The organism is Hydrogenophaga sp. OTU3427, from assembly GCF_038440225.1.
GTDB lineage: Bacteria > Pseudomonadota > Gammaproteobacteria > Burkholderiales > Burkholderiaceae_C > Hydrogenophaga.
On sequence record NZ_JASATI010000033.1, the window covers coordinates 13877 to 38683 of the forward strand.

A 24807-nucleotide genomic window follows, 5' to 3' on the forward strand; every position below is an offset into this window, starting at 1 on the left:
CCACCCCGACGCAAGGCACTGTCACCACCTCGAGGGGGCGACATCGGCCGTCCGGCAGAGCCGGCCCGATGGTTTTCTGGGCGGAGGCACGCGTTCTGGCTGTCGGCGCCGTATCACGCCTTGAATGAAGTGTTGTTGCTCATGCGAGGCAAGCCTCCCAACATGCCGCCCGGTTTGCCGAGGCGGGCATAGGCGTTGGCCTGTTCCGCCGGAAACAGGGTGCCCAGAGCCCGGTTGACGGCTGCGCTGCGGGCCAGCAACTGTTTCTGCAGGTTGTCCAGCCGGGCGTTGACCACCGTCAGCCGGGGCTGCCAGGTGGGCAGGTCGTCGGGTTGGGTGGTTTGATAAATTTGCTGAAATTGTTGAATGGCCCGGGCCAGGGCCTCGGTCCGGGCCGGCAAGGCGTCGGCGTCCTGGGCCTTGAGCGCATTTTCCACCAGCTCCAGCTGGTGTTCCACCAACGCAAAATGGTCGCCCAGAGCGACCATCGTGTTGTTTGCAGCGGGATTGGTCGGCAACGGTGGGGCTCCTCAGGTGAACCCGGGCACCCTGGCCTGGGCGGGCTTACTTGGATGCCACGCCCAGCATGTCGCGGGCGTTGGCCAGCAGCTTGTCGGCCACGGCCTCGGCGTTGATGCTGAACGTGCCATTGGCGATGGCGTTCTTGACGGCTTCCACCTTCTTCGCATTGAACACGTCGCCACCGGCACGCGCCACGCTGGCCGTGATGGTCTGGCTGACGGCCGACAACGAAACGGTCACACCTGCCTCGGGCATTTGGGTGCCTGCTTGCGAGGTGGAGGCGGACAACCTGTCCGCAGGCTTGCCTGCCCCTGTGGTGGCACCGGCTGGCTTGTCTGGCAGGTTGTTGATCTTCATGGTTCTCTCCAAGCCCTGAAGGGGCGTCTTGGGAGTTTTATCGACCGATGAGGTCTGAACTTTACCCCTATTTTCAAGAAATTTTGACTGAGATCACATGTCGACCGACACCGTGGCATCGCGCTTGACCCGGCCCGAGACGACTTTACCGGAGCCCAATTTAACACGGACCGGCTGACCGACGAAACCATGGCTCATGGCGCGGCCACTGGCGCTGAGGTTGAAGCGGGCCTGGGTCACCACCACTTTCACCTCGGTACCGGCGTTGAACACCTGCACCGGGCGCACCATGCTTTGGCGCAGGACCTGCCCCGGCATGAGTCCGCGCGCGGCGGTGACGCCGACCCAGTCGCTTTGTTGGGTCAACACCGGGGCCGGATGTTCAGCCCAGTCCACTTCACCGGGCTGTGCGTCCCCGGCGCCGATGACCTCGCCCGGTGCCACCGGGCGGGTGACGATCCAGGCCGGTCCCCAGACCTTGACCGTGACCGGCAGGAACACATTCCAGGCGGTGGGCCCGTCGACACAGCGCAGGCCAATGCGGCTGCGGCCCCAAAGCCGGGAGCCGCGCGGCAAATACGGTTCGATCTTGGCGCAGGGGGCGAGCTGCAGGCGGGTATCGAGCTGGCCGATCACCAGCTCCGGGCGCAGCGCTGTGCCCTTGTCGGTGGCGCCGGTGTCGGCCTTGAGGTGTTCGGCGGCCCAGTTTTGCGCCAGGCTTTGCAGGGGCAGCTCCAGGCCCGGCGCCGGGGTGGCCATGGCCGGGGCCCAGGCCAGTATCGCTGCCCACAGCGCGAGCTGGCCCAGCCACGCCCAGGGCGTGGAAAGGGGGGGGTAGGGGCGCAGCAGGTTCATGGCGGGAGTGGAGCAGGTCAGGCGCGTGCGCCCGACGCCGCTAATGTAGCCGCCGGGCCGGGCCGGCAAGGCGCGGAAATGGACCGCCAAACCCGCGCTTTTCCGACCATGGTCGACCCTCAAGATTTCCATAATCGACGCACGCCAGGGGTCTGCCCCGGCACCGAGTTCCCCTAACCCGCGAGGTGCGTATGTTCGAGCAATTCACCCAACGTCTGGACAGCATGTCCAACGCGCTGGTGCTGCGTGCGCAACGCCAGCAGGTGATCGCCAGCAACATCGCGAACGCCGACACGCCGGGATTCGTGGCACGCGACTTCAATTTTGCCCAGGCGCTGGCCGATGCCAACGGGGGCGTGCGCCGCGGCACCGACCCCTTGGCCACCGACAGCCGCCACCTGCGCCTGACCAGCAGCGAGACCGGTACCGGCACGCAACTGGCCTATACCGTGCAGACCCAGCCGGCCTTGGACAGGAACACGGTGGACATGGACCGCGAACGGGCCAATTTCACCGACAACGCGATCCGTTACGAGTCCACCCTGCGTTTCATCAACGGGCATGTGAAGACCATGCTCAGCGCCATCCAGGGCCAGTGAGCCTGAAGGAGCCAAACCATGTCGATGTTCAGCATCTTCAACGTGTCGGGAAGCGCCATCAGTTCGCAGGCACAGCGGCTCAACGTGGTGGCCAGCAACCTGGCCAACGCCGACGCCGTGGCCGGGCCCGACGGCAAGGCCTACAAGGCGCGCCAGGTTGTCTTCGAAACCTTGCCCATGGGCTCGCAGGCGGCACAGGGCGTCAAGGTGCAGAACGTGTTCGAGAGCGACGTGCCCAACCGCAAGGTGTTCCAGCCCCAGCATCCCAGCGCCGACGCCCAGGGCTACGTGACCCACTCCAACGTCAATCCGGTGGAGGAGATGGTCAACATGATCTCGGCTTCGCGCTCCTATCAGAACAACGTGGAAGTGATGAACACGGCCAAGAGCCTGTTGCTCAAGACGCTGCAGATGGGCCAGTGAGCCCCACGACCACCACCAGGAGCACAACATGGTAGATACCGTCAGCAACACCAGCAGCAACGTGCTGGCGACGTCGAGCGCCGCCAGCGCCGCGTCCAAGCAGACGCCGCAGGAAATGCAGGACCGTTTTCTCAAGCTGATGGTGGCGCAGCTGAGCAACCAGGATCCGCTCAATCCGATGGACAACGCCGAACTGACCACGCAGATGGCGCAGATCAACACGGTGACCGGCATCCAGCAGCTCAATGATTCCCTCAAGGCCATGACGGCGCAGTTCGGCACCCTGCAGGCGATGCAGGGTACCTCGCTCATCGGCCGTACCGCCATCGTCAACGGCAACATGCTTGGCTACGACGCCGAGGGTGGCAAGGCCCATGGTGGCGTGCTGCTGCAGGCTGCTGCCGACAGCGTGAAGGTCGATGTGCTGGGTCTGACCGGCCAGGTGCTGGGCACGGTGGACATGGGTGGCCTGCCCGCTGGCCAGCACAGTTTCGACTGGGACAGCGCCGGCATTGACCGCAGCCTGGTCAGCGGTTTCCGGGTCACGGCGACCAAGTCCGGCGAGCCGGTCACGGCCAACCCGCTGTCGATGCTGCGTGTCGAGTCGGTGGGCATGGTCGATGGCAGCATCCGCCTGCGCACCGAGGGCCAAATGGCTTATGCCTATGGCGACGTGCTGGCCTTCCAGTAAGACCGCGACTTTCACTTCCCCGATCTGAGCGACATTCACCGGAGTCACCCATGAGTTTCAACATCGGCCTGTCCGGCCTGCGTGCTGCCAGCGGCAGCCTGGACGTCATCGGGCACAACATCGCCAACGGCAACACGGTGGGCATGAAGGCCGGCCGTGCGCAGTTTGCCGAGCTGTACGCCACCTCCATGGGTGCGGTCGGCGGCGGCACCGGTGGTATCGGGGTGGAGCTGGCCAACGTGCGCCAGATGTTCACCCAGGGCAACGTCACCATCACCGGCAACGACCTCGACCTGGCCATCAACGGCCAGGGCTTCTTCGAGGTGGAGCTGACCGATGGCACCTCCGCCTATACCCGTGCTGGCGAGTTCAATCTCAACAAGGAAGGCTACATGGTCACCGCCCAGGGGGCCAAGCTGCAGGGTTACCCGGCGCAGGATGGCGTGATCCTCTCGGGCGCGGTGGCGCCCATTCGCTTCCCGACCAATGAGGGCATCGAGGCCAAGGCCACGACCCAGATCAACGCCCAGCTCAACCTCAACGCCAGCGCGGCCGTGCAGACCGGTGACCTGGCCACCGGCTTCACGCCGCCGCTGCAGACCTATGGCACCTCGCTGGTGACCTACGACACCCAGGGCAACGAGGTGCCGGTCAGCCTGTATTTCGTCAAGACCGCGGCCAACACCTGGGACGTCTACGCCAAACCGGCCGATGTGCCTGGTGCCACCGCCCCCATGCCCACCACGCTGCTGGGCAACCTGACGTTTGACGAAAAAGGCATCCTGACCCAGGCGTCGGTGGATGCGCTGGACACCTGGACCCTGGAGGTGCCCAACCTCGCCGCCACGACCGACCCCGACGCGCCCGTGATGCTGCCGGTGTCGCTGGCTCGGGGTGGCGGCGTGACCGACATCGGTCTGTCCGAGGTGACGCAGTTCGCCTCGCGCTTCGCGGTCAACCTGCTGGAGCAGGACGGCAATGCCCCGGGCCAGTTCACCGGCATCAGCATCGGCGAGGACGGCATCATCGAGTCGCGCTATTCCAACGGGCAGACCAAGGTGGCCGGGCAGGTGACATTGACCAACTTCCGCAATCTGCAGGCCTTGGAGCCCCAGGGCGGAGGCTACTGGCGCAGCAACTCCGACGCCGGCACGGCGGTGCGTGGCACCCCCACCACGGCGGGCTTCGGCCTGTTGCGCCAGGGGGCGCTGGAGGAGTCCAACGTCGACATCACCGCCGAACTGGTCAACATGATCACCGCCCAGCGCAGCTACCAGGCCAACGCGCAGACCATCAAGACACAGGACCAGATCTTCTCGACGCTGGTCAACCTGCGCTGAACCTGGCCTTGCACGCACGCCCACCTGAGGAGCCCCTGCCATGGACCGCATGATCTACACCGCCATGAGTGGCGCCAGCGCCGTCATGAACCGGCAGCAGGCGATCACGAACAACCTGGCCAACGTCTCGACCAATGGCTTTCGCGCCGAACTGTCCACCTTCCGCTCGGTGCCGCTGCAGGGTTCGGGCGCCAGCACCCGCGTGTTCGCGCTGGAAGCCACGGCCGGCCACCTGGAGACGCCGGGCACGCTCAATTCGACCGGGCGCAACCTGGACGTCGCGGCGGTGGGCAACGCCTATTTCGCGGTCCAAGGCCTGGACGGCACCGAGGCCTACACCCGGGCCGGCAACCTGCAGGTGGCGGTGGACGGCACCCTGACCGGTGCCACCGGCCGCCCCATGCTGGACGACGGCGGCGCGCCGATCGCCGTACCTGAGAACTCGGAGGTGGCGATCGCCTCCGATGGCACCGTGTCGGCACGCCGTGGCACCGAGGTTCCGCAGCTGCTGGGCCGCCTCAAGCTGGTCACGCCCAACAACGAGGTGCGCCTCAAGCGCGGCGACGATGGCCTCTACCGTGCGCCGGACCGCGCGCCGCTGCCCCAGGACGCCGAAGCCCGGCTCAAGGACGGCATGCTCGAAGGGTCCAACGTCAATGCGATCGAGGCCATGGTCGGAATGATCGCCGTGGCACGCCAGTTCGAGCAGCAGATGCGCCTGTTGCAGACGGCCGAAAAGAACGACCAGACCGCCGCCCAGCTTCTCGGCCTCAACGGCTGATGGATAACGGAGGAAACCCATGATCAATTCGCTGCAAATCGCCAAGACCGGCATGCAGGCCCAGCAAACCCAGCTGGACGTGATTTCGCACAACCTGGCCAACGTCTCGACCTCCGGTTTCAAGCGCGGCAACGCCGTGTTCGAGGACCTGATCTACCAGAACCTGCGCCAGGTGGGGGCGAACTCGTCGGACCAAACCACGCTGCCCACCGGCCTGCAGCTGGGTCTGGGCGTGCGCACCGTGGCCACCGCACGCTCCTACGCACAGGGCGCGTTGCAGCAAAGCGGCAACGAACTCGACGTCGCCATCAACGGCAACGGCTTCTTCCAGGTGGAACTGCCCGACGGCAGCACCGCCTACACCCGTGACGGCAGCTTCAAGCTCAGCGCCCAGGGTGAACTGGTCACCGCCAGCGGCTACCGCGTTCTGCCCGGCATCGCCATCCAGGACCCGGCCACCCGTTCGGTGACGATTTCGGCCGATGGCACGGTCAGCGCGGTGGTGGGCAACAACCCCACGCCACAGGCCTTGGGCACGCTGGAGCTGGCCACCTTCGTCAACCCGGCCGGCCTGGAGCCGCGCGGACAGAACATGTTCAGCGAAACGCCGGCCTCGGGCAACCCCATCACCGGCGCGCCCGGCAGCGAGGGCCTGGGCACGGTGATGCAAGGTTACCTGGAACAGTCCAACGTCAACGTGGTGCAGGAACTGGTCAACATGATCCAGACCCAGCGCGCCTACGAAATGAATTCCAAGGCCATTCAGACCTCGGACCAGATGCTCCAGCGCCTGGGCCAGCTCTGAGGGGCCGCCTGATTGAGTCGCCATGAAACACCAGAGAACCCGGAGGTGACCCGTATGAACCAGGTCCTGCATTTCCCACGCAGCCTGCTGGCCTTGGGCCTGGCAGGTGTGCTGCTGGCCAGCGGTGGCTGCGCCAACCTGTCGCAGGTTCCCGACGTCGAGGTCGTCAAGGCCGAGCCCATCCGCTGGCCGCAGGCACCGCGCGCCGGCACGGCCGAGGCCATTCCCACTGGCAGCCTGTTCGCCTCGGCGAACTACCGCCCTGGCTTCGAGGACCCGCGCGCGCGCGTGGTGGGCGACAGCCTCACGATCCAGATCACCGAACGTGTGACCGCCAGCCAGAAGTCCTCGTCCACCGCCAACCGGGCGTCGGGCCTGGAGGGCAGCGTCACAGCCTTTCCCTTCCTCAAGTCCACCCTGCTTGACAAGCTGAGCGCCGGCGCCGAAAGCAGCAACACCTTCAAGGGTGACGGCGCCACCGACACCGCCAACACCTTCACCGGCGCCATCACGGCCACGGTGGTCGAGGTCCTGCCCAACGGCCACCTCGTGGTGGTGGGCGAGAAGCAGATCGGCGTCAACCAGAACGTGGACGTGCTGCGTTTCTCGGGCACGGTGGACCCGCGCACCATCGCGCCGGGCAACACCGTGCAGTCCACCCAGATCGCCAACACCCGCGTGGAGTCGCGCGGTCGTGGCGCGCAGTTCGATGCGCAGACATTTGGCTGGCTTTCCCGCTTCTTTTTGACGCTTCTGCCCTTTTAAGTTTTCCGACAATCGGTTTCATGGGGTCGGCACAGCCGTCAGGCGTGCCGGACCTCAGGGAAAGGTCCCCATGAAACACGTGTCGAAACTCCGCTTCCTGCCCCCGTTGGCCACCGCGCTGGCGCTGCTGGCCAGCCTGTGGGCCATGCCCGCCCAGGCGATCCGCATCAAGGAAGTGGCGGCCGTGCAGGGCGTGCGCACCAACCAGCTCACCGGCTACGGCTTGGTGATCGGCCTGGACGGCACGGGTGACCAGAGCACCCAGATGCCCTACACCAACCAGAGTCTGAACAACTACCTGCAGCAGCTCGGGATCAGCCTGCCGCCGGGGCAGCGCCTGCAGCCCAAGAACATCGCCGCCGTGTTGGTCACCGCACAATTGCCGGCCTTTGCGCAGCCCGGGCAGGCCATCGACGTCACCGTGTCTTCCATCGGCAACGCCAAGTCGCTGCGCGGCGGCACGCTGATCTCGGCCCCGCTCAAGGGCGTCGACGGCCAGATCTACGCGCTCGCGCAAGGCAACCTGCTGGTGGGCGGCGCGGGCGCCTCGGCCGGCGGCAGCAGCGTCACCATCAACCACCTGAGCGCCGGACGCATCCCCGGCGGTGGTCAGGTGGAGCGCAGCATCGCCACGCCGCTGAACATCGGCGAGACGCTGGACCTGGGCCTCACCGCCGCCGATTTCCAGACCGCGCGTCAGGTGGCCCAGGCCATCAACCAGGCCAAGGGTGCCGGCACGGCACGCGCGCTCGACGGCCGCCGCGTGCGCGTGAAGGCACCTGTCGATGCCGACGAACGCATCGCCTTCCTGGCCGACATCGAGGAGCTGTCCCTGCAGGGCAGCGCCCCCGCGGCCAAGGTGGTGGTGAACGCCCGCACCGGTTCCGTCGTGATCAACCAGGCCGTGTCGCTGGGCGCCTGCGCGGTGGCGCACGGCAACCTGTCGGTCAGCATCAGTTCCACGCCGCAGGTGAGCCAGCCCAACCCGTTGTCCACCGGCGGACAGACGGTGGTGACCGAGCAGGCCAGCATCCAGATCAGCCAGGACAAGGGCGCGCTCATCAAGATCGACGCCTCGCCCCAGCTGACCGACGTGGTCAAGGCGCTCAACGCGCTGGGCGCCACGCCACAGGACCTGGTGGCCATCCTGCAGGCCATCAAGGCCGCTGGGGCCTTGAACGCGGAGCTGGAGGTGATCTGATGAGCCCCTCAACGGTATCCCTGGGTCAATCGCGCGGTCTGGCCGCCGATGTCAATTCGCTCAACAACCTCAAGGCGCAGGCGGGCAAGGACCAGAAGGGCGCGGTCAAGGAAGCGGCCAAGCAGTTCGAGGCGCTGTTCATGCGCGAGCTGCTCAAGAGCATGCGCGAGGCGACCATGAAGTCTGGCCTGGTGGACAGTGAGACCGGCGACCTGGGTGCCGATCTGCTGGACCAGCAGTACGCCAACCAGATGACCGGCCTGCCCGGCGGCCTGAGCGCCATGATCGAGCGCCAGCTGTCGCAGCAGATCACGCCCAGCGCCATCCCGACCGATGCCGCCAAGGTGGGCGAACCGGGTGCCACCAAGGCCGTGCCGCACAGCACCATCGATCGCGCCGCGGCCAGCGGCTCGCGCCAGCAGCAGTTCGTGTCCAGGCTGGGCGACGCCGCGCAGCAGGTGGCCGCCGAGGTGGGCATACCGGCCAGCTATATGCTGGGCCAGGCCGGCCACGAGACCGGCTGGGGCCGCAGCGAGATCAAGCAGGCCGACGGCAGCAACTCCTTCAACGTGTTCGGCATCAAGGCCGGCAAGGGCTGGACCGGCAAGGTGGCCGAGGTCACCACCACCGAATACGTGGACGGCCAGCCGCAGAAGGTCAAGGCCAAGTTCCGCGCCTACGACAGCTACGCCGACGCCTTCCGCGACTACGCCCGCATGATCAGCCAGAGCCCGCGCTACGCCAAGGTCATGGACAACCTGCATTCGGCCCAGTCCTTTGCCTCCGGCCTGCAGCGCGCCGGCTACGCCACAGATCCGCAGTACGCCACCAAGCTCAGCCGCGCGATCAACACCGCGCTGAATCTTCAGCGCGCACAGGCCTGAGCACTGGCACGCACTGAAAGCACGCCATGAGCAGCCTCAACATCGCCAGCCGCGCCCTGACCACCAACCTGGCGGCCCTGCAGGTCGTTGGGCACAACATCGCCAACGTCAACACGCCGGGGTTCTCGCGCCAGTCCGTGCAGCTCACCACGGCCGGCGGGCAGAACACCGGCAGCGGCTACTTCGGCAAGGGCGTGGAGATGGTCGGCGTCGACCGCGCCTACAGCAGCTTTCTGACTGTCGATGCCTTGTCCACCTCGTCGGTGGCGGCGGGCGACGAGGCCCGCTACCAGCGCCTGCAGCAGCTCGAGGCCCTGTTTCCTCTGGGCGAGAGCAGCCTGGGCGTGACGCTCAACAACGCCCTCAACGCCTGGAACGCCGTCGCATCGTCCCCCACCGATTCGACCGCACGCACCGTGGTGATCTCTCGCGCGGAGGAACTGGCCGCGCGCCTGCGCGATACCGGAGCCAAGCTGGAAGACCTGCGGCTGACCTCCAGCACCCAGCTGGAGGCCACGCGCGGCACCATCAACACCCTCGCGACCAAGATCGCCGAGGTCAACCTGCGTATCGTCGAAGCCTCCGGTGCCGGCCGTTCGCCCAACGACCTCCTCGATCAGCGCGATCAGTTGATGGCCGATCTGAACAAGCACATCCAGACCACCTCCGTCCAGTCGGACGATGGTTCGCTCACGGTGTTTGTCGCCGGCAGCCAGCCCCTGGTGCTGGGCGGACGAGCCGGTGAGATTGTGGTGCAACGCAGCGACGCCGATCCGCTGCGCACCGATGTTTTCATCCGCCAGGCCGGGCAGGACGTGCCGCTCAACGAGAGCTTTCTGGGTGGTGGTTCGCTCAAGGGCATCCTGCAGTTTGTCAACACAGACCTGCCCAACGCCGTCAACGCGTTGGGGCGACTCACCGTGTCGCTGGTCGAGCAGGTCAACGCCCAGCACCATCTTGGCCTGGACCTCAATGGCCAGCCAGGGGGGGACATCTTCACCGTCGCGGCCATGCCCACCGGCGTGGGCACGCCGGGCAGCGCGCAGATCACACCCACCGTGGTCGACCCGACCGCTCTGGTGGCTACCGACTACGAACTGCGCTTCACCACCGCCACCGACGGCGTGCTCACCCGCCGTGCCGACGGCAGCACCCAGCCCTTCGTGGTGGACACCGGCACGACGCCGTACTCTGTCTCGGTCGATGGGCTTCGCTTCGACATCGCGGCACCGGCCAGCACCCAGCCCGGCGACGTCTACACCTTGCGACCCTACGCACGCGCCGCCGCGAGCATCGACGTTGCCATCGCCCAACCGCAGAGCCTGGCGGCCGCCAGCCCGGTCAAGCTGCAGACCAACCTGGGGCTGACCAGCAGCCTGACCGTCGAATCGCTGCGGCTGACCGGTGGTTCCGCCGCCGGTGTACCCGTGGCGGGCTTCGGCCTGGTCTGGAACGCGGGCACCGGTGCCTTCGACGTGCAGGTGCCGCCCGACCCACCGCTGCCGGCCGCGCCCTACAACATCTCCGTGGTGACGCCGCCCGGCCCCTATTCGCCCGGGGAGCCCATGACCTTCACGGTCAACAACAACGGTGTGCTGGCCTCCTATTCGCTGACCCTGCGTGGCGCGCCGCAGGCCGGCGACAGCTTCAGCCTTTCGCGTGGCACCGGCACCGAGATGAACCAGAACTTCGGCAACGCCCAGGGCATGCTGGATTTGCGCGATGTGCCCAGTTTTGGTGGTGTCACGCTCGCAGATGGTTACGTCAGTGTCTTCTCCGGCCTCGCCGGCACGGTGCAGGCGGGCAAGTTCGCCGCCGAATTCTCGACCACCGCCGCCACCAATGCAGAGACCGTGCGCGCCAACTACTCGGCGGTCAACCTTGACGAGGAGGCCGCGCGCCTGCTGCAATACCAGCAGGCTTACCAGGCCGTGGCCAAGTTCCTGCAGACGGCGCAGAGCACCTTCGACGTGCTGATCAACAGCTTCAGCTGAGCCTAGACTGAATCGGAGAGCCTCATGAGCCTGTATCGGATCGCGACCGCCAACGCCTACGACCGCACGGTGCACAACATCAACCGGCGCCAGTCGGAGATCGCGCAGTCGCAAGAGCAGTTGTCCTCCGGCAAGCGTGTGCTGCGTGCCAGCGACGACGCCGTGGCCGCCACACTGGCCGAGCGGGCCCAGAACCGCCTGGCCCGCACCGAGGCCGACCTCGCCGCGCTGGATTCGTCGCGCAGCGCGCTGGTGCAGGCCGAGAGTGGCCTGGGCGAGGCCAGCGAGTTGCTGCACCGCATCCGTGAGCTGGTGGTGCAAGCGGGCGACCCGGTGCTGGCGCCCAACAGCCGGGAAGACCTGGCCAAGCAGATCGAAGGCCTGCGCGAGCAAATGCTGGCGGTGGCCAACCGCCAGGACGCCAACGGTTTCACGCTTTATGGTGGTCTGGGCGGTGCGGCCAAGCCCTTTGTCGATCTCTATGGCCCGCAGGCGGGCGTTCGCTTCGACGGGCAGGATGGCCAATACGCCGCCACCGAGGACGCGTTGCCGCACAACATCAACGGCAAGGCCGTGTGGATGCGTGTGCCACAAGGCAACGGGGTGCTGGTCACCTCGCTGGGCAGCGCCAACACCGGCACAGCCGGTGGCAGCGTGGCCGTCAATTCGGCGGTGGACCTGCCCGTGCCGGCGCCCACCTATCGGGTCGATTTCACGGACGATCCCGCCAGCACCAACGTGCCCGCGGACAAGCTCGTCAGCATCTACGATGCCTCGACCGGTGCGCTGATGGACCTGTACGACAGCAGCACCGGCCTGCCGCTGACCCCGGCCACCAGCCAACCCTACGTGGCCGGCATGACGCTGGCGGTCGCGCCCACCGCGGGCGACATCGACGTCACTCTTACGGGCGCGCCCGACAACGGCGACTCGCTCTATCTGCGCCCCGGCGTGCCGCCGGCCTTGCCCGACGCCTATACGGTGGAGGCAGACACCGGCAACACCAGCTCGGTCTGGTCCGACCAGACCGAACTCAGTGGCGCACCCCTCTCTGGCGACCGCTACCGAGTCGAGTTTTCGCAAAGCGGCACCACCATGCAGTTCCGCGTGCTCAACCTGACGACCGGGACCGAGGTGGTGGCGCCAACCGACTACGTCGATGGCAAGACCGTCGACTTGGAGAACGGCGCCATCAGCCTGCAGATGCATGGCCAGCCAGCGGCTGGCGACAGCATCCTGGTGGAGCCCAGCGTCAACAGCGACCTGTTCAATACCATGCAGAACATCATCGATGCGCTGCGTTACCAGGGCAGCAATCAGCAGGGCGAACTGCCGCACCAGATCAGCCGTGGCCTGAAAGAGCTCGACACTGGGTTGGACCGCATCTTGGATGCGCGCGGCCGTGTGGGTGAATGGCTCAACCGCGCCGATTCGATGGAGACCCTGTTCAACGACAAGTCCGTTTTTTATCAGAAGGAACAGTCGACCCAGGAAGACCTCGACATGGTCAAGGGCATCTCCGAATTCCAGAGCCGCCAGACCGCGTTGCAGGCCGCGCTGCAGTCCTACGCGCAGGTGCAAAAACTCTCGTTGTTCCAGTACATTGCATAGATCGGCAACACCTTGTCCGCCAAGGGGCGGCCTTGACCGCTCGCCATGTCACTGAACATACTCGATCATCTGGCCCTGGCTTACCAGCCTGTGTGGGGCCCGCAGCGCCAGCTGGCCGCCGTGCGACTGCGCGTGTGCGCCCTGCATCCCGAATCGGTGGACGCCTCGCACCTGCTGCACCTGCTGGCCGAAGAGCGCCAGCCTCACACCCCGGTCCTGCTGGTGTCCTTCGTCGACCGCGCGCTGCTGCTGCAGGCACTGGAGATGTCGCCGCAGGAAGGGGTGTGGATCGAGCTGCCCGACGAGGGCGAGTTCGTCACCGAGGACCTGCGCCAGCGCACCGCCCTGGCGCGGCACATGGGGCACCAGCTGGTGCAATGCGCGCCGCTGGCCCGTGTGCGCGAGCGGGCGCTTGCGGCGCAGGGGCAGGTCGCACCCGGCATGCATTTGCTGCACCTGTGGCCGGAGGAAGTGGCGCTGGCGCTGCGCGCCGCGACCGACCGCGGGCAGGGTGGCCAGGGGCTGCTGCGCCGCACCGAGAGCCCGATCCTGTCCGGGCAGATCTACCAGAACATCGGCAGCGGCGTGCTGGCCGCCCATTGCCTGGACGACCGCCGCGCCTGGGGCATCTGCGACTGGCCGGCGGACGACGTCCTGCACCAGCACCGCCACCAGTCGATTGCCTGCGACCGCAGCGCCGTGCTTCGCACCCTGCGCGCGCTGGAGCAGGACCTGTCGATGGAAGAGGTCGAGGACCGGCTGCACCTTGATCCGGTGCTGACCTACCGCATGCTGCGCATGGTCAATTCGGTCGGGGTGGGCGTGAGCCGCGAGGTGTCGTCGATCCGCCATGCGCTGATGCTGCTGGGCATGACCAACGTGCGCCAGTGGCTCAACGAACAGCTCGCGGTGGCCAGCACCGAGGCGGCGCTCAAGCCGGTGCGCCAGGCCATGGTGTTGCGCGCGCAGCTGATGGAGTACCTCATGGACGCTGGCCTCGAACACGAGCTGCGCGCCGAGATCTACACCACCGGGCTGTTCTCCCGCATCGACGGCCTGCTGCAGGAGCCGCTGCCCGAGGTGCTGGAGCGCATTCCGCTGTCCGGGCGCATCAACGACGCCCTGCTGAACCACCATGGCCCCTACGTGAGCTACCTCGACGTGGCCTGCCACATGGAAGACCCCGCCGCCATGGCCGACCTGCCGCTGATCTGCCACACCCACGATTTCCGGCTCGACGACGTCAACCGGGCCCTGATCCGCATGTTGTGCCATGTGCGGCACAACCCGGTCTGAGCGCCCGCACGCTGGCGCTGGTGTGACAATCCGGCCATGACCGCCATCCACACCCGCGCCCTGGTCCTGTTCTCGGGCGGACAAGACTCCACCACCTGCCTGGCCCACGCGCTGCAGCGCTATGACCACGTCGAAACCCTGGGCTTCGACTACGGCCAGCGGCACCGCGTGGAACTCGACGCCCGCCTGGTGGTTCTGAACGAACTGCGCCAGCGGTTCGCCCCCTGGCGCGAACGCCTGGGCGAGGACCATGTGCTGGACGTGGCGGTGCTGGGCCAGGTCAGCGAGACCTCGCTCACGCGTGACATGGCCTTCGAGATGGAGGCCAGCGGCCTGCCCAACACCTTCGTGCCCGGGCGCAACCTGTTGTTCCTGACCCTGGCCGCGGCGCTGGCCTACCGGCGTGGCCTGCAGGTGCTGGTGACGGGGGTGTGCGAAACCGATTTTTCCGGCTACCCCGACTGCCGCGACGACACCATGAAGGCCATGCAGATCGCCTTGTCGCTGGGCATGGACCGGCGCCTGCTGATCGAGACGCCGCTGATGTGGATCGACAAGGCCGAGACCTGGGCCTGGTCACACGCACTGGGTGAACGCAGCGGCGTGCCGCGGGGCGGACAGGCCCTGGTCGACCTGATCGTGGAACACACCCACACCTGCTACCTGGGCGACCGGGTGCACCGGCATGCGTGGGGTTATGGGTGCGGGGCTTGTCCGGCTTGTGTGTTGCGGGCGAGGGGGTGGGAGGGGTTTGTGGGGAAGCCTGCGGCCTGATTTTTGTTGGCGTTGCCTGGGTGTTGTTGCCATCGTGGCGAGCCGGGCCGAGACCCGGCCAGCAACGACGACAAACCCCTCACCACAAGGCAAGCCTCAAGAATGCCCGATCACAACCCCACCGCCCCACCATCCGTGCGTGTGATCACCATGGTCGCCGAACGCGGCCGCTTGGTCGACGTCGGGTTGGTCTGGCTGTCGGGCCAGTGGCTGGTGGGCGCGGCGATGCTGCCATCTTCGCCCGGGTGCTGGATGTTGCAGAACATGGTCTTGCCATCGGGCGTGATGGCGATGCCGGTGACCTCGCATTGCACCGGCCCCACCAGGAAGCGGCGCAGGGTGTCGGGCGTGGCGACGGCGCCGCGGTAGGTCTCGGTGCCGCTGACGGCCGTCACCTTGCCGCCGTCACCCACCTGGCCCGGCACGGCGGCCAGCATCATGCAGTTGGTCACGTCGGTGTAGGCGCCGTCGTCGGTCTGGATCCACAGCAGGCCGCGCGGGTCGAAGTAGAGGCCGTCGGGGCTGGAGAAGTGGTTCTCGGCGGTCAGGCCCGAGAGGTTGACGTTGGTGGCGGCATCGTCCTCGGCGCCGAACAGGTAGATGTCCCACTTGAAGGCGGTGGCGGCCTGGCTGCCGGTCTCGCGCCAGCGGATGATGTGACCGTTGGCGTTGCCCTTGCTGCCGTCTTCAACGTAGTAGCGCGGGTTGGCGGCATCGGGCTTGAGCTGGCTGCCGGTGGGTGTGCTGCTGGGGTCGACGCGGTTGCTGTTGTTGGTCAGCGTCATGTAGACCTCGTGGTTCTGCGGGTTCACCGCGCCCCACTCGGGACGGTCCATCTTGGTCGCGCCCAGGGTGTCGGCTGCCAGGCGCGCGTGCACCAGCACGTCGGCCTGATCGGCAAAGGGGTAGGTGGTGTTGGCGCTGTCCAGGCCGTTCTTGCCGTGGGTGAGTTCCATCCACTGGCCCGATCCGTCGGCGTTGAACTTGGCCACGTAGAGCGTGCCTTCGTCCAGGTACTTGGCGCCAGCGGCCAGGCCGCCATTGACGTCCCGGGCGTCCCACAGCGCCTTGGAAACGAACTTGTAGATGTACTCGTTGCGCGAGTCGTCGCCGCTGTAGATGACGATGGGCTTGCCTGCCTCGGCCGGCACGGGCCAGGCGCCTTCGTGGTTGAAGCGGCCCAGGGTGCTGCGCTTGACCGGGGTGCTGGTCGGGTTGAAGGGGTCGATCTCGACCACCCAGCCGAAGGTGTTGAAGACGTTGCGGTAGTCGTCGGCCGCCGTGCCGGCGGGGGCGGTCACGGCGGTGTTCCAGCGCACGAACAGGTCGTCGCTGCCGGCGGTGTCCCACAGGTAGGGGCTCTTGCGGCCGTTGGCCATGCCGTAGCGCTTGAGGGCGGCCACGTCGTGCGCGCTGCGCCGGCTGCCGTCGTCGTCGCTGGTGGCGTCGGGGCTCACGCGGCTGATGACGTTGGTGTAGTTTTCCTCGCAGGTGAGGTAGGTGCCCCAGGGCGTGTAGCCGTTGGCGCAGTTGTTGTTGGTGCCGCGCGTCTTGCTGCCGTCGGCCGAGAATTTGGTCTTGACCAGCGCGCTGCCCTTGACCGGGCCGGCGAAGGCCATTTCGGTGGCCGAGGTGATGCGGCGGTTGAAGCTGGAGCCGCGCACCATGGCCATGCCGGCGCCGGTGGCGCCGCGCTTGACCTCGACCACGCTCACGCCGTGGGCGTAGATTTCCTTCTCCACTTCGCTGGCCACGCGGACCGCGCCGGCGGTGCGGCCGTTGGGGTGCAACACGTTGGGGCCGACCACGTATTCGTGGTTCACACACAGCAGGCCACGGTCTGAGCGGCCGGGGGCGTATTGGCCGGCGTCGCTCAGGCCGAAGTAGTACATGCCGTCGTGGCCGTCACCGATGCGCCGGTTGTAGGAGTCGGCGCTTTCGCTGCCGTCGTCCTTCCAGCTTTCCTCGCCAAAGGCCAGCGGGTCGCCCAGCGCGTGCAGGATGCTGACCTGGTAGCCGGCCGGCACGGTGACGATGTCGTTCTTGTTCTTGGGCACGGCGGCAAAACCCAGCTTGAGCGGGTCGGCGGCGTCGGTGCCTCCGCCGCAGGCGCTCAGGCTCAGGCCGCCGAGCAACACGCTGGTCGTCAGGCCAACGCCGCCCTTGAGGGCCTGGCGGCGGCTCAGGCGGGCGGCCATCAGGTCGGCCATGTGCGGGTTGCTGGAGGGGTTGACGTCGTCGCCGTCGTTGAACTGGTCTTTGTTGCTCATGGGTTTCCCGTGAAGATGGACAAGGGGGTGAAAAGAGGGAGGCTGCGGCGGATGCTAGGTGGCGCAGATGACGTTTTCGTGAAGGCTCGATGACGCTTGTGGCGGGTGGGGTGGGGCCGTGAGCGCCTGCTCGGCGGGGCGATAATCCCCGGATGAAATGGACCCTCCCATACCCCCGTGGGCTGGTGGCGCAGGCGCTGGTGCTCTCGCTGGTGGCCTGCGGCGGCGGCAGCGATACGCCGTCATCCGGTGCCACCACCGACCCGGCGCCCACACCCGCGGTGGCCGATCCGTTGCTGGCCAGCCAGTGGCACCTGTTCAACACCGGCCAGAGCGGCGGCACACCCGGCGTGGATGTCGGCCTGAGCGCGGTGGTCGAGCGCGGCGAGGGCGTGAAGGTGGCGGTGGTGGACGGCGCCGTGCAGATCGCCCACCCGGACCTGGCGCCCAACCTGGCGGCGGGCAGCCACAACTACCTCACGGGTGGCAGCGATCCCAGTCCTTCTGAGCCGGGCGCCGGCCAGGCCTTCGATGACAGTGCCGGAGGGCCGGACGATGCCCATGGCACTGCGGTGGCCGGCATCCTGGCCGCGCGCGCCGACAACGGCTACGGCGGCCGTGGCGTGGCACCGGCGGTGCAGTTCATGGCCTTCAACCCGATCGCCCAATCGACCGACATCAACATGGCCGATGCCATGGCGCGGGCCTGGCAGGGCGGTGCGGCGGTGGTCAACAACAGCTGGGGCCCGCCCGACCCGGGCAGCGGCGGCACGGGTTCCTACTACCGGTCCTCGGTGCTGTGGCAGCAGGCGGTGCTGCAGGGCGTGGCCCAGGGACGTGGCGGCCTGGGCTCCGTCTACGTGATCGCGGCCGGCAACGGCGGCGGCGCTGGCGACAATTCCAACCGCGATGGCTACGCCAACTTCCGCGCGGTCCTCACCGTGGGCGCGGTGGACGACCACAACCGGCCCACCAGCTACACCGAACCGGGCAGCAACGTGCTGGTCGCGGCGCCCTCGGGCAACGTGCTGGGCGGGGTGCAGAGCACCGCCGGCGTGCTCACCACCGACATCGCGGGCGCGCGGGGTTATGCCAATGTGTCGTCCTCGCAGGGGGCGGACCACACCGCCTTTTTCGACGGCACCTCGGCTTCGACGCCCATGGTCAGCGGCGTGGTGGCGTTGATGCTGCAGGCCAACCCGCGCCTGAGCTGGCGCGACGTGCGCTGGATACTGGCGGCCACCGCGGTGCCCGCCACGCTGGCAGTGGGCCAGGCCGCGCCCGAGCCCTCGGCCATCAACAGCCACGGCTTCCAGGAGCAGGTCGGCTTTGGCCGGGTCAACGCCACGGCGGCGGTCAACATGGCGCGCGGCTTTGCCGGCGTGGGGGCCGAGAAGAGCTGCCCATCGGGCGTGCTGGCCGGCGGCGGCGTGGATCTGGCCGACAACAGCGGCACCCCGCAGACACTGCGCTGGAGCACCGCCGGCTGCGGGTTGAGCCAGGTCGAGTTCGTCACCGTGCGCGTGGTGAGCAACCACAGCTACTCGGGCGACCTGCGCGTTGTCTTGCGCAGTCCGCTGGGGCGTGTCAGCCGCCTGGCCCTGCCGCACAGCTGCGTGGATGGCGTGTGCACCTCGCTGCTCAGCGGCTACACCTTTGGCAGCGTGCGCCACCTGGGCGAAGGCGCGGGTGGCGAGTGGTCGCTGCTGGTCAGCGACGAACAGGCCGAGGACACCGGCCGTGTGATTTCATGGGAGGTGGTGTTGTATGGACATTGAATCGTTTCTGGGCGCCGCCGGCTTGGCGCTGGTGCTGGCGCTGGGCAGCGGTTGCGCGCAGGCGCAGAAGTCGCCCGCCGCCGCCATCCAGTGGTTCGACGGGCAGGCGTGGGTGGCCGCCACCGAACAGCAGGGCTCGGGTCAGGCTGCCGGCGGCGTGGTGGTGATGGTGGAGGCCGGCAAGGCCGCGGCGCTGCAGGCCGCGCTGGCTGCCAAGGGCCTCAGTCCGCGTCCGCTGGCCGTGGCCGGCGCCTATGAGCTGGCCACGCCGCCCGGTGCCGATGCCTTGCTGCTGACCCACCGTCTGGCCGATCTGCCCCAGCTGCTGCAGGCGCCCGTGCAGGTGGCGCCCAACTGGCAGGCCGTCCTCAAGCGGCGCTGAGGTTTGGAACGTGTCCGTCAATGAGGCGGCCCCGTCTCATTGACGGACAGGTACTTAGCCCGCCAGTCTTGGCACGGTCCAGCTGCGGTCGTGGAAGGCCGCCACGCTGGGCCGGTGGGCGATGGACACCAGGGCGCCGTTCTCGGCCGTCACCCGCTCGCGCAGGCGCTGGTAGAGGGTTTTTTCGGCCGCCTCGTCCAGCGCGCTGGTGGCCTCGTCGGCGAACAGCCAGCGCGGCCGCTTGAGAAAGGCGCGTGCGATCGCCAGCCGCTGCTGTTCACCACCCGAGAGTTTCTGGCCCCAGTTGTTGTGTTCGTCCAGCCGCTCGCCCAGCTGCGGCAGCAGCGCGTCGCGCAAGGCCTGCCGCAGCGCCTCGTCGCTGTACCGCGAGGCGTCCAGCGGATAGGCCAGGGCCTCGCGCAGCGGGCCGTTGGGGAAGTAGGGCCGCTGCGGCAGGAACATCGCGCGTTCGGCGAAATCGGTCGGGCGCTGGACCTCGCCCCGGGTCCATGGCCAGATGCCGGCGAGCACGCGGAACAGGGTCGACTTGCCACTGCCCGACGGCCCTTGCACCAGCAGGTGCTCACCCGCCCGCACCTGCCATTGCAGGTCCGCCATCAGTGGCCGGCCATCGGGCAGCGTGATGTCCAGATCGCGGGTGGCGAACACGCCATCGCCGTTGTCGTGTGCGGCCGGCACGTGGGTGCGGGCCAGGGCGTCGAAGCTGCGTTCGAAGCTGGTCAGGCGGTCGGTGGTGGCGCGCCAGCTGGCCAGTTGGTCGTAGTTGTCGACGAACCACGACAGCGAGTCCTGCACGCGGCCGAAGGCACTGGCGATCTGCATCAGCTCACCCAGCTGGATGGCGCCGCTGAAAAAACGCGGTGCGGCGACCACGAAGGGGAACACCACGGCGGCCTGGCCAAAACCCACGGTGAACCAGGTCAGGCGCTTCTGCGCCTTCAGCAAGGACAGGTAGTTGCCCAGCACCTGAGTGAAGCGCCCGCCGAGGTGGCGGCGCTCGACCGGCTCGCCGCCGTCCAGTGCGATCGATTCGCTGTATTCGCGCACCCGCACCAGGTGGTGGCGGAAGTCGGCCTCCAGGCGCTGCTGCTGGAAGTTCAGGCCGATCAGGGGTCGGCCGATGTAGTGGGTCAGCACGCTGCCCACCAGGCAATACAGCACCGCCATCCAGACCATGAAGCCCGGGATCTCGTACTGGCTGCCGTTGAAGCCGAAACCGAAGGCACCCGACAGGCCCCACAGGATGCCGACGAAGCTGGCCAGCGTGACCAGCGCGTTCAGCAAGCCCATGCTCAGGCCCACGGTGTGGCTGGTGAACAGGTTCAGGTCTTCCTGGATGCGCTGGTCAGGGTTGTCGGGCGGCGCGTCGGGGCCGTTGGCGTAGCGCGCCAGTTCCAGGTGGTAAAAGGCGCGGCCCTGCAGCCAGCGGTCCATGTAGTGGCCGGTGAGCCAGCTGCGCCAGCGCATCTCCAGCAGTTGCGTCAGGTAGAACTTGTAGACCGCGATGATGATGAAGGCGAAGGCCAGGTAGGTGAAGCGGCCCAGCTCGCGCCAGAACACCGCCGCGTCCTTGTTCTGCAAGGCGTCGTAGAACACGCGGTTCCACTCGTTGAGCAGCACCAACATGTAGACCGAGGCGAGGTTGAGCGCCACGATGGCGGCCAGCAGCAGGCGGGCCCGCCACTTCTGGTCGGACTTGAAATAGGGCAGGGCGAGGGCCAGGGCCTGGCCGGCGAACTGCCGGAACATCTGGAATTTGGTGGGCTGGGTCATGGCGCGTTGGGAAGGAAGGTGCGATCGCGACACCATGGATCGCGGACAGGCCGGCGCGGTTCCGCGCCGCCGGCCTCAGGGGTTGGACACGCCAGAGGCGACGTGGCCGGAGGGCACGTGGCGCGCCGCCGATTCGATGTGGCCGGTCTGGTCGTCGAAGAAGAAGTCGGGTTCGAACTCGCGCAGGAACTCGCCCTTGTCCAGCCCGCCCAGGAACATGGCCTCGTCGACCTCGATGTTCCAGTCCATCAGGGTGCGGATGGCGCGCTCGTGGGCCGGCGCGCTGCGCGCCGTCACCAGCGCCGTGCGTATGCGCATGCGGTCCGTGCCTTCCTGCTGCAGGCGGTGCAGGGCTTCGAGCAGGGGCTTGAAGGGGCCGCCGGCCAGCGGCTGGGCGGCCTTGCTGGCTTCGTGTTGCTGGAAGGCGTTGAGGCCCTGGGCCTGGTAGACGCGCTCGGCCTCGTCCGAAAACAGCACGGCGTCACCGTCGAAGGCAATGCGCACCTCGTGCGGGTGGCTGTCGCTGGCGTGCACCGAACGCGGATAGACCTGGGCCGCCGGCACGCCCGCGTCCAGCGCCGCGCGCACGTCGCTCAGGTGGGCCGACAGGAACAGGTTGGCCTTGAGCGGGCGCAGGTAGCGCCACGGCGGCTGGCCGCGCGTGAAGCTGCCGCGTTCGATGGTCAGGCCGTAGTGCTGGGCCGAGCGGAACACCCGCATGCCCGACACCGGGTCGTTGCGCGACAGGATCACCACCTCCACCCGCTGGGTGCCGGCGTCGTTGAAGCTCAGCAGCTTGCGCACCATGGAGAAGGCCACGCCCGGTCGCGCGGGTTGTTCCACCCGCTCCAGTTGCAGCTTCATGTAGGCGCGGTCGTCGCTTTGCTCGAAGACCGTGTTCTCTTCCTCGAAGTCGAACAGGGCCCGCGAGGAAATCGCCACGACGAGCTTGCCGTCCAGGGATGCAGCCATGGTGTTCTACTTCACGAGTTGGTTGAGTTCAATGATGGGCATGAGCACCGCCAGCACGATCAGCATCACCATCAGGCCCATGCCCACGATCAGCAGGGGCTCCAGCAGGGTGGCGAACTGCATGGCGCGGCGCTGGACCTCTTCCCCCAACTGGCGCGCGGCGCGCTCGAGCATGACCGGCAACTGGCCGGTCTGCTCGCCCAGGCGGGCGAACATCGCGACCAGGCCGGGAAAACGTTTCTTGCCGGCGATGGCCGAGGCCAGCGGCGCGCCTTCGCGTACCAGCACCAGGGCGTCGAGGGCGTCGGCGCGCATGGCCCGGTTGCTCAAGGTCTCGGCCGCCGTTTGCAGGGCCTTGAGGATGGGCACCCCGGCGCTGGCCAACATGGCCAGGGTGGCGGCAAAACGCGCCGCGTTGTAGCTGCGCGCCAGGCGCCCGATCAGGGGCAGGCGCAGCCAGGCGGCGTCCAGGCGTTCGCGCAGTGCCGGTTGGCGGTGCGCCCACCACAGGCTGCCCACCGTGCCGCCCGCCACCAGGGCCAGCAGCCAGCCCTGTTCGCGCACCAGGGCGCTGATGGCCAGCATGATGCGGGTCAGCAGGGGCAGGGCGCGCTGGCTGCCCGCGAACACGGCCGCCACCTGAGGCACCACGTAGGCCAGCAGGAACAACACGATCAGCACCGCCACCACGGTGACGATGGCGGGGTAGAGCGCGGCGCCGATGAGTTTGTTGCGCAGCGCCTCGCGCGATTCGAGGTCGTCGGCCAGGCGCTCCAGCACGGTGCCGAGCTGGCCGCTCTGTTCGCCGGCCGCCACCACGGCGGTGTAGGTGGCCGAGAACTCGCGCGGATGCTGCGACAGCGCACGCGCGAAGGCCGAGCCGGCGTTGACCTCGGCACGCAGCGTGGCCACCAGGCGCTGCTGGCGCTCGGTGTCGGCCTCGTCGGCCAGGGCGGCCAGGGCGCGCTCCAGCGGCAGGTCCGCCGCCACCAGGCCGGCCAGCTGGCGCGTCCAGACCGCCAGCGTGGTGGCGCTCATGGCGCGTGGTGTCCACCAGCCGGTGGCCGGGGCGTCGGGCGCGCCGGCATCGGCCATGGCGGGCTCCACCTTCAGCGGCACCAGGCCGCGCGCGCGCAAGGCACCGCGGGCGGCCTTGGCCGTGTCGGCGTCCAGCAGGCCCTTGTTGGCCTTGCCGTCGGCGTCGATGGCTTCGTAGGTGTAGGCGGGCATGAAGGGGATCAGTCGGCGCCGGGCAGCGAGGGACAGGACGTGACGAGCGTGGGGGCCATGTTCAGTCGCGGGTCACGCGCACCAGCTCTTCGCGCGTGGTGACGCCCGAGCGCACCAGGCGTTCGCCGTCGTCGCGCATCAGCACCATGCCGGTGGCCAGCGCAGCGTCGCGCAGTTCGGCTTCGGCGGCCTGGCGGTGGATCAGGGCACGCAGGTGCTCGTCGGCCACCAGCAGTTCGAACACGCCGGTGCGTCCGGCGTAGCCGGTGTGGCCGCAGACCTCGCAGCCTTTGCCGGCGCAGGCCGTGCAGGTTTTTCTCACGAGACGCTGGGCCAGAACGCCCAGCAAGGAGGATGACAGCAGGAAAGGCTCCACCCCCATGTCGGTCAGGCGGGTCACGGCGCTGCTGGCGTCGTTGGTGTGCAGCGTGGCCAGCACCAGGTGGCCGGTGAGCGAGGCCTGGATGGCGATCTGCGCGGTCTCGAAGTCGCGGATCTCGCCGATCATGATGACGTCCGGGTCCTGGCGCAGGATGGCGCGCAGGGCCTTGGCAAACGTGAGGTCGATCCTGGCGTTGACCTGGGTCTGGCCGACGCCGGCCAGTTCGTACTCGATCGGGTCTTCCACCGTCATGATGTTGCTGCGCGAGGCGTCCAGGCGCTGCAGCGCGGCGTACAGCGTGGTGGTCTTGCCCGAGCCGGTGGGGCCGGTCACGAGGATGATGCCGTGGGGCTGGGCGATCAGCGATTCGAAGCGCTGCAGCACGTCGCCCAGCATGCCCACGGACTCCAGGCTGAGTTTGCTCTCGGACTTGTCCAGCAGGCGCAGCACGGCGCGCTCACCATGGGCGCTGGGCAGGGTGGAAACCCGCACGTCGATGGCGCGGGTGCCCAGGCGCAGGCTGATGCGGCCGTCCTGCGGCAGGCGCTTTTCGGCGATGTCGAGCTCGGCCATGATTTTCAGGCGCGAGATCAGCGCGGCGTGCAGTGCCCGGTTGGGCTGCACCACCTCGCGCAGCGTGCCGTCGACGCGGAAGCGCACGCTGGAGTGGCGCTCGTAGGGCTCGATGTGGATGTCGCTGGCGCCGTCGCGCGCGGCCTGCGTGAGCAGGGCGTTGAGCATGCGGATGATGGGCGCGTCGTCGCTGGTTTCCAGCAGGTCTTCGATGGCCGGCAGCTCTTGCATCATGCGCGAGAGGTCGGCGTCGCTCTCGACCTCGCTGACCACCGAGGCGGCGCTCGATTCGCCGTTGGCGTAGGCCGCGCTGATGCGCTGGGCCAGCGTGGCGTTGTCCACCGCCTGATGGCGCAGGGCGCCATGGCGGCGCTGCACTTCGGCGAGCGCGCTCAGCAGCAGGTTGCGCTGGGTGGGGTCGGCGGGCGGCTGGGTGCGGTGCAGCAGCGTCAGCTGCCCGGCGTCGTCTTCCAGCAGCAGCTGGTGTTCGCGGGCAAAGGCGTAGGGCAGCGGGTGTTTCATGCGAGC

Annotated in this window: 23 protein-coding genes; 15 read left to right on the forward strand and 8 right to left on the reverse strand. The window is 67.9% G+C overall.

Features of this window, described 5'->3' with window-relative positions; all coding sequences use genetic code 11:
- Positions 1-113 precede the first annotated feature (113 nt).
- The 3 genes from AAHB17_RS17380 to flgA all read right to left on the reverse strand — a co-directional run bounded on the left by AAHB17_RS17380 (position 114) and on the right by flgA (position 1734).
- Positions 114-488, reverse strand: a complete 375-nt coding sequence (locus AAHB17_RS17380; RefSeq protein ID WP_342131927.1) for a hypothetical protein — start codon at positions 486-488, stop codon at positions 114-116.
- Positions 489-564: 76 nt separating this feature from the next.
- Positions 565-879, reverse strand: a complete 315-nt coding sequence (flgM, locus tag AAHB17_RS17385) for a flagellar biosynthesis anti-sigma factor FlgM (protein WP_342131928.1) — start codon at positions 877-879, stop codon at positions 565-567.
- Positions 880-972: 93 nt separating this feature from the next.
- Positions 973-1734: a flagellar basal body P-ring formation chaperone FlgA gene (gene flgA / locus AAHB17_RS17390; protein WP_342131930.1), complete on the reverse strand. Its 762-nt coding sequence runs from the start codon at positions 1732-1734 to the stop codon at positions 973-975.
- A gap of 191 nt (positions 1735-1925) precedes the next feature.
- On the opposite strand from flgA, the gene flgB reads away from it, so the two are divergent.
- The 13 genes from flgB to queC all read left to right on the forward strand — a co-directional run bounded on the left by flgB (position 1926) and on the right by queC (position 14898).
- Positions 1926-2333 carry a flagellar basal body rod protein FlgB gene (gene flgB, locus AAHB17_RS17395; protein WP_342131932.1) on the forward strand — a complete coding sequence of 136 codons (408 nt, stop codon included), beginning with the start codon at positions 1926-1928 and terminating at the stop codon, positions 2331-2333.
- 18 nt (positions 2334-2351) lie between these two features.
- Positions 2352-2756, forward strand: a complete 405-nt coding sequence (flgC, locus tag AAHB17_RS17400; RefSeq protein ID WP_342131933.1) for a flagellar basal body rod protein FlgC — start codon at positions 2352-2354, stop codon at positions 2754-2756.
- Between the two features lie 28 nt (positions 2757-2784).
- A complete protein-coding gene (locus AAHB17_RS17405) occupies positions 2785-3447 on the forward strand; it encodes a flagellar hook assembly protein FlgD (protein ID WP_342131934.1) in 663 nt (220 codons plus the stop codon).
- Positions 3448-3497: 50 nt separating this feature from the next.
- Entirely contained in the window at positions 3498-4787 is a 1290-nt protein-coding gene (gene flgE / locus AAHB17_RS17410; RefSeq protein WP_342131935.1) for a flagellar hook protein FlgE, read from the forward strand.
- A 40-nt stretch (positions 4788-4827) separates the two neighbouring features.
- Entirely contained in the window at positions 4828-5568 is a 741-nt protein-coding gene (gene flgF / locus AAHB17_RS17415; protein ID WP_342131937.1) for a flagellar basal-body rod protein FlgF, read from the forward strand.
- Positions 5569-5587: 19 nt separating this feature from the next.
- Complete coding sequence (flgG, locus tag AAHB17_RS17420; protein ID WP_342131938.1) at positions 5588-6373, forward strand: flagellar basal-body rod protein FlgG; 786 nt, start codon at positions 5588-5590, stop codon at positions 6371-6373.
- A gap of 54 nt (positions 6374-6427) precedes the next feature.
- Positions 6428-7138, forward strand: a complete 711-nt coding sequence (locus AAHB17_RS17425) for a flagellar basal body L-ring protein FlgH (protein WP_342131939.1) — start codon at positions 6428-6430, stop codon at positions 7136-7138.
- A gap of 70 nt (positions 7139-7208) precedes the next feature.
- Positions 7209-8339, forward strand: coding sequence for a flagellar basal body P-ring protein FlgI (locus AAHB17_RS17430; RefSeq protein WP_342131940.1), 1131 nt, complete (start codon positions 7209-7211; stop codon positions 8337-8339).
- Complete coding sequence (flgJ, locus tag AAHB17_RS17435) at positions 8339-9223, forward strand: flagellar assembly peptidoglycan hydrolase FlgJ (RefSeq protein WP_342131941.1); 885 nt, start codon at positions 8339-8341, stop codon at positions 9221-9223. The genes AAHB17_RS17430 and flgJ overlap by 1 nt, the downstream gene beginning before the upstream one ends.
- A gap of 26 nt (positions 9224-9249) precedes the next feature.
- Positions 9250-11217, forward strand: coding sequence for a flagellar hook-associated protein FlgK (flgK, locus tag AAHB17_RS17440; protein ID WP_342131942.1), 1968 nt, complete (start codon positions 9250-9252; stop codon positions 11215-11217).
- Positions 11218-11241: 24 nt separating this feature from the next.
- On the forward strand, positions 11242-12828 hold the full coding sequence (gene flgL, locus AAHB17_RS17445) for a flagellar hook-associated protein FlgL (protein WP_342131944.1): 1587 nt from the start codon (positions 11242-11244) through the stop codon (positions 12826-12828).
- A 45-nt stretch (positions 12829-12873) separates the two neighbouring features.
- Positions 12874-14124 carry an HDOD domain-containing protein gene (locus AAHB17_RS17450; RefSeq protein ID WP_342131945.1) on the forward strand — a complete coding sequence of 417 codons (1251 nt, stop codon included), beginning with the start codon at positions 12874-12876 and terminating at the stop codon, positions 14122-14124.
- Between the two features lie 45 nt (positions 14125-14169).
- Positions 14170-14898 carry a 7-cyano-7-deazaguanine synthase QueC gene (gene queC / locus AAHB17_RS17455; protein ID WP_342131971.1) on the forward strand — a complete coding sequence of 243 codons (729 nt, stop codon included), beginning with the start codon at positions 14170-14172 and terminating at the stop codon, positions 14896-14898.
- Between the two features lie 110 nt (positions 14899-15008).
- Here the strand turns inward: queC and AAHB17_RS17460 are convergent, their stop codons facing one another.
- Entirely contained in the window at positions 15009-17168 is a 2160-nt protein-coding gene (locus AAHB17_RS17460; RefSeq protein WP_342131946.1) for a PhoX family protein, read from the reverse strand.
- A 152-nt stretch (positions 17169-17320) separates the two neighbouring features.
- Between AAHB17_RS17460 and AAHB17_RS17465 the strand changes: the two genes are divergently transcribed.
- Together AAHB17_RS17465 and AAHB17_RS17470 are read left to right on the forward strand one after the other, a co-directional pair.
- Positions 17321-18946: a S8 family serine peptidase gene (locus AAHB17_RS17465; RefSeq protein ID WP_342131948.1), complete on the forward strand. Its 1626-nt coding sequence runs from the start codon at positions 17321-17323 to the stop codon at positions 18944-18946.
- Positions 18936-19328 (forward strand): hypothetical protein, encoded by a 393-nt coding sequence (locus AAHB17_RS17470; protein WP_342131949.1) that lies wholly within the window; start codon positions 18936-18938, stop codon positions 19326-19328. The genes AAHB17_RS17465 and AAHB17_RS17470 overlap by 11 nt, the downstream gene beginning before the upstream one ends.
- 54 nt (positions 19329-19382) lie before the next feature.
- Here the strand turns inward: AAHB17_RS17470 and AAHB17_RS17475 are convergent, their stop codons facing one another.
- From AAHB17_RS17475 to AAHB17_RS17490, 4 genes are all read right to left on the reverse strand, one after another.
- Positions 19383-21122, reverse strand: coding sequence for an ABC transporter ATP-binding protein/permease (locus tag AAHB17_RS17475; protein WP_342131950.1), 1740 nt, complete (start codon positions 21120-21122; stop codon positions 19383-19385).
- Positions 21123-21197: 75 nt separating this feature from the next.
- Entirely contained in the window at positions 21198-22094 is an 897-nt protein-coding gene (locus AAHB17_RS17480) for a 5'-nucleotidase (RefSeq protein ID WP_342131951.1), read from the reverse strand.
- A gap of 6 nt (positions 22095-22100) precedes the next feature.
- Positions 22101-23324, reverse strand: a complete 1224-nt coding sequence (gene gspF / locus AAHB17_RS17485; protein ID WP_342131952.1) for a type II secretion system inner membrane protein GspF — start codon at positions 23322-23324, stop codon at positions 22101-22103.
- A gap of 61 nt (positions 23325-23385) precedes the next feature.
- On the reverse strand, positions 23386-24801 hold the full coding sequence (locus tag AAHB17_RS17490; protein WP_342131953.1) for a GspE/PulE family protein: 1416 nt from the start codon (positions 24799-24801) through the stop codon (positions 23386-23388).
- Positions 24802-24807: the final 6 nt, after the last annotated feature.

What these genes read in the sequence shown, in the direction of transcription:
- AAHB17_RS17460 (WP_342131946.1), bottom strand. Translation starts at nt 17,168, where the DNA reads ATGAGCAACAAAGACCAGTTCAACGACGGCGACGACGTCAACCCCTCC.
- AAHB17_RS17490 (WP_342131953.1), bottom strand. Translation starts at nt 24,801, where the DNA reads ATGAAACACCCGCTGCCCTACGCCTTTGCCCGCGAACACCAGCTGCTG.
- AAHB17_RS17480 (WP_342131951.1), bottom strand. Translation starts at nt 22,094, where the DNA reads ATGGCTGCATCCCTGGACGGCAAGCTCGTCGTGGCGATTTCCTCGCGG.
- flgF (WP_342131937.1), top strand. Translation starts at nt 4,828, where the DNA reads ATGGACCGCATGATCTACACCGCCATGAGTGGCGCCAGCGCCGTCATG.
- flgM (WP_342131928.1), bottom strand. Translation starts at nt 879, where the DNA reads ATGAAGATCAACAACCTGCCAGACAAGCCAGCCGGTGCCACCACAGGG.
- AAHB17_RS17405 (WP_342131934.1), top strand. Translation starts at nt 2,785, where the DNA reads ATGGTAGATACCGTCAGCAACACCAGCAGCAACGTGCTGGCGACGTCG.
- AAHB17_RS17380 (WP_342131927.1), bottom strand. Translation starts at nt 488, where the DNA reads ATGGTCGCTCTGGGCGACCATTTTGCGTTGGTGGAACACCAGCTGGAG.
- flgJ (WP_342131941.1), top strand. Translation starts at nt 8,339, where the DNA reads ATGAGCCCCTCAACGGTATCCCTGGGTCAATCGCGCGGTCTGGCCGCC.
- flgA (WP_342131930.1), bottom strand. Translation starts at nt 1,734, where the DNA reads ATGAACCTGCTGCGCCCCTACCCCCCCCTTTCCACGCCCTGGGCGTGG.
- flgC (WP_342131933.1), top strand. Translation starts at nt 2,352, where the DNA reads ATGTCGATGTTCAGCATCTTCAACGTGTCGGGAAGCGCCATCAGTTCG.
- AAHB17_RS17475 (WP_342131950.1), bottom strand. Translation starts at nt 21,122, where the DNA reads ATGACCCAGCCCACCAAATTCCAGATGTTCCGGCAGTTCGCCGGCCAG.
- flgL (WP_342131944.1), top strand. Translation starts at nt 11,242, where the DNA reads ATGAGCCTGTATCGGATCGCGACCGCCAACGCCTACGACCGCACGGTG.
- flgK (WP_342131942.1), top strand. Translation starts at nt 9,250, where the DNA reads ATGAGCAGCCTCAACATCGCCAGCCGCGCCCTGACCACCAACCTGGCG.
- flgG (WP_342131938.1), top strand. Translation starts at nt 5,588, where the DNA reads ATGATCAATTCGCTGCAAATCGCCAAGACCGGCATGCAGGCCCAGCAA.
- AAHB17_RS17430 (WP_342131940.1), top strand. Translation starts at nt 7,209, where the DNA reads ATGAAACACGTGTCGAAACTCCGCTTCCTGCCCCCGTTGGCCACCGCG.
- gspF (WP_342131952.1), bottom strand. Translation starts at nt 23,324, where the DNA reads ATGCCCGCCTACACCTACGAAGCCATCGACGCCGACGGCAAGGCCAAC.
- flgB (WP_342131932.1), top strand. Translation starts at nt 1,926, where the DNA reads ATGTTCGAGCAATTCACCCAACGTCTGGACAGCATGTCCAACGCGCTG.
- AAHB17_RS17470 (WP_342131949.1), top strand. Translation starts at nt 18,936, where the DNA reads ATGGACATTGAATCGTTTCTGGGCGCCGCCGGCTTGGCGCTGGTGCTG.
- flgE (WP_342131935.1), top strand. Translation starts at nt 3,498, where the DNA reads ATGAGTTTCAACATCGGCCTGTCCGGCCTGCGTGCTGCCAGCGGCAGC.
- AAHB17_RS17465 (WP_342131948.1), top strand. Translation starts at nt 17,321, where the DNA reads ATGAAATGGACCCTCCCATACCCCCGTGGGCTGGTGGCGCAGGCGCTG.
- AAHB17_RS17425 (WP_342131939.1), top strand. Translation starts at nt 6,428, where the DNA reads ATGAACCAGGTCCTGCATTTCCCACGCAGCCTGCTGGCCTTGGGCCTG.
- AAHB17_RS17450 (WP_342131945.1), top strand. Translation starts at nt 12,874, where the DNA reads ATGTCACTGAACATACTCGATCATCTGGCCCTGGCTTACCAGCCTGTG.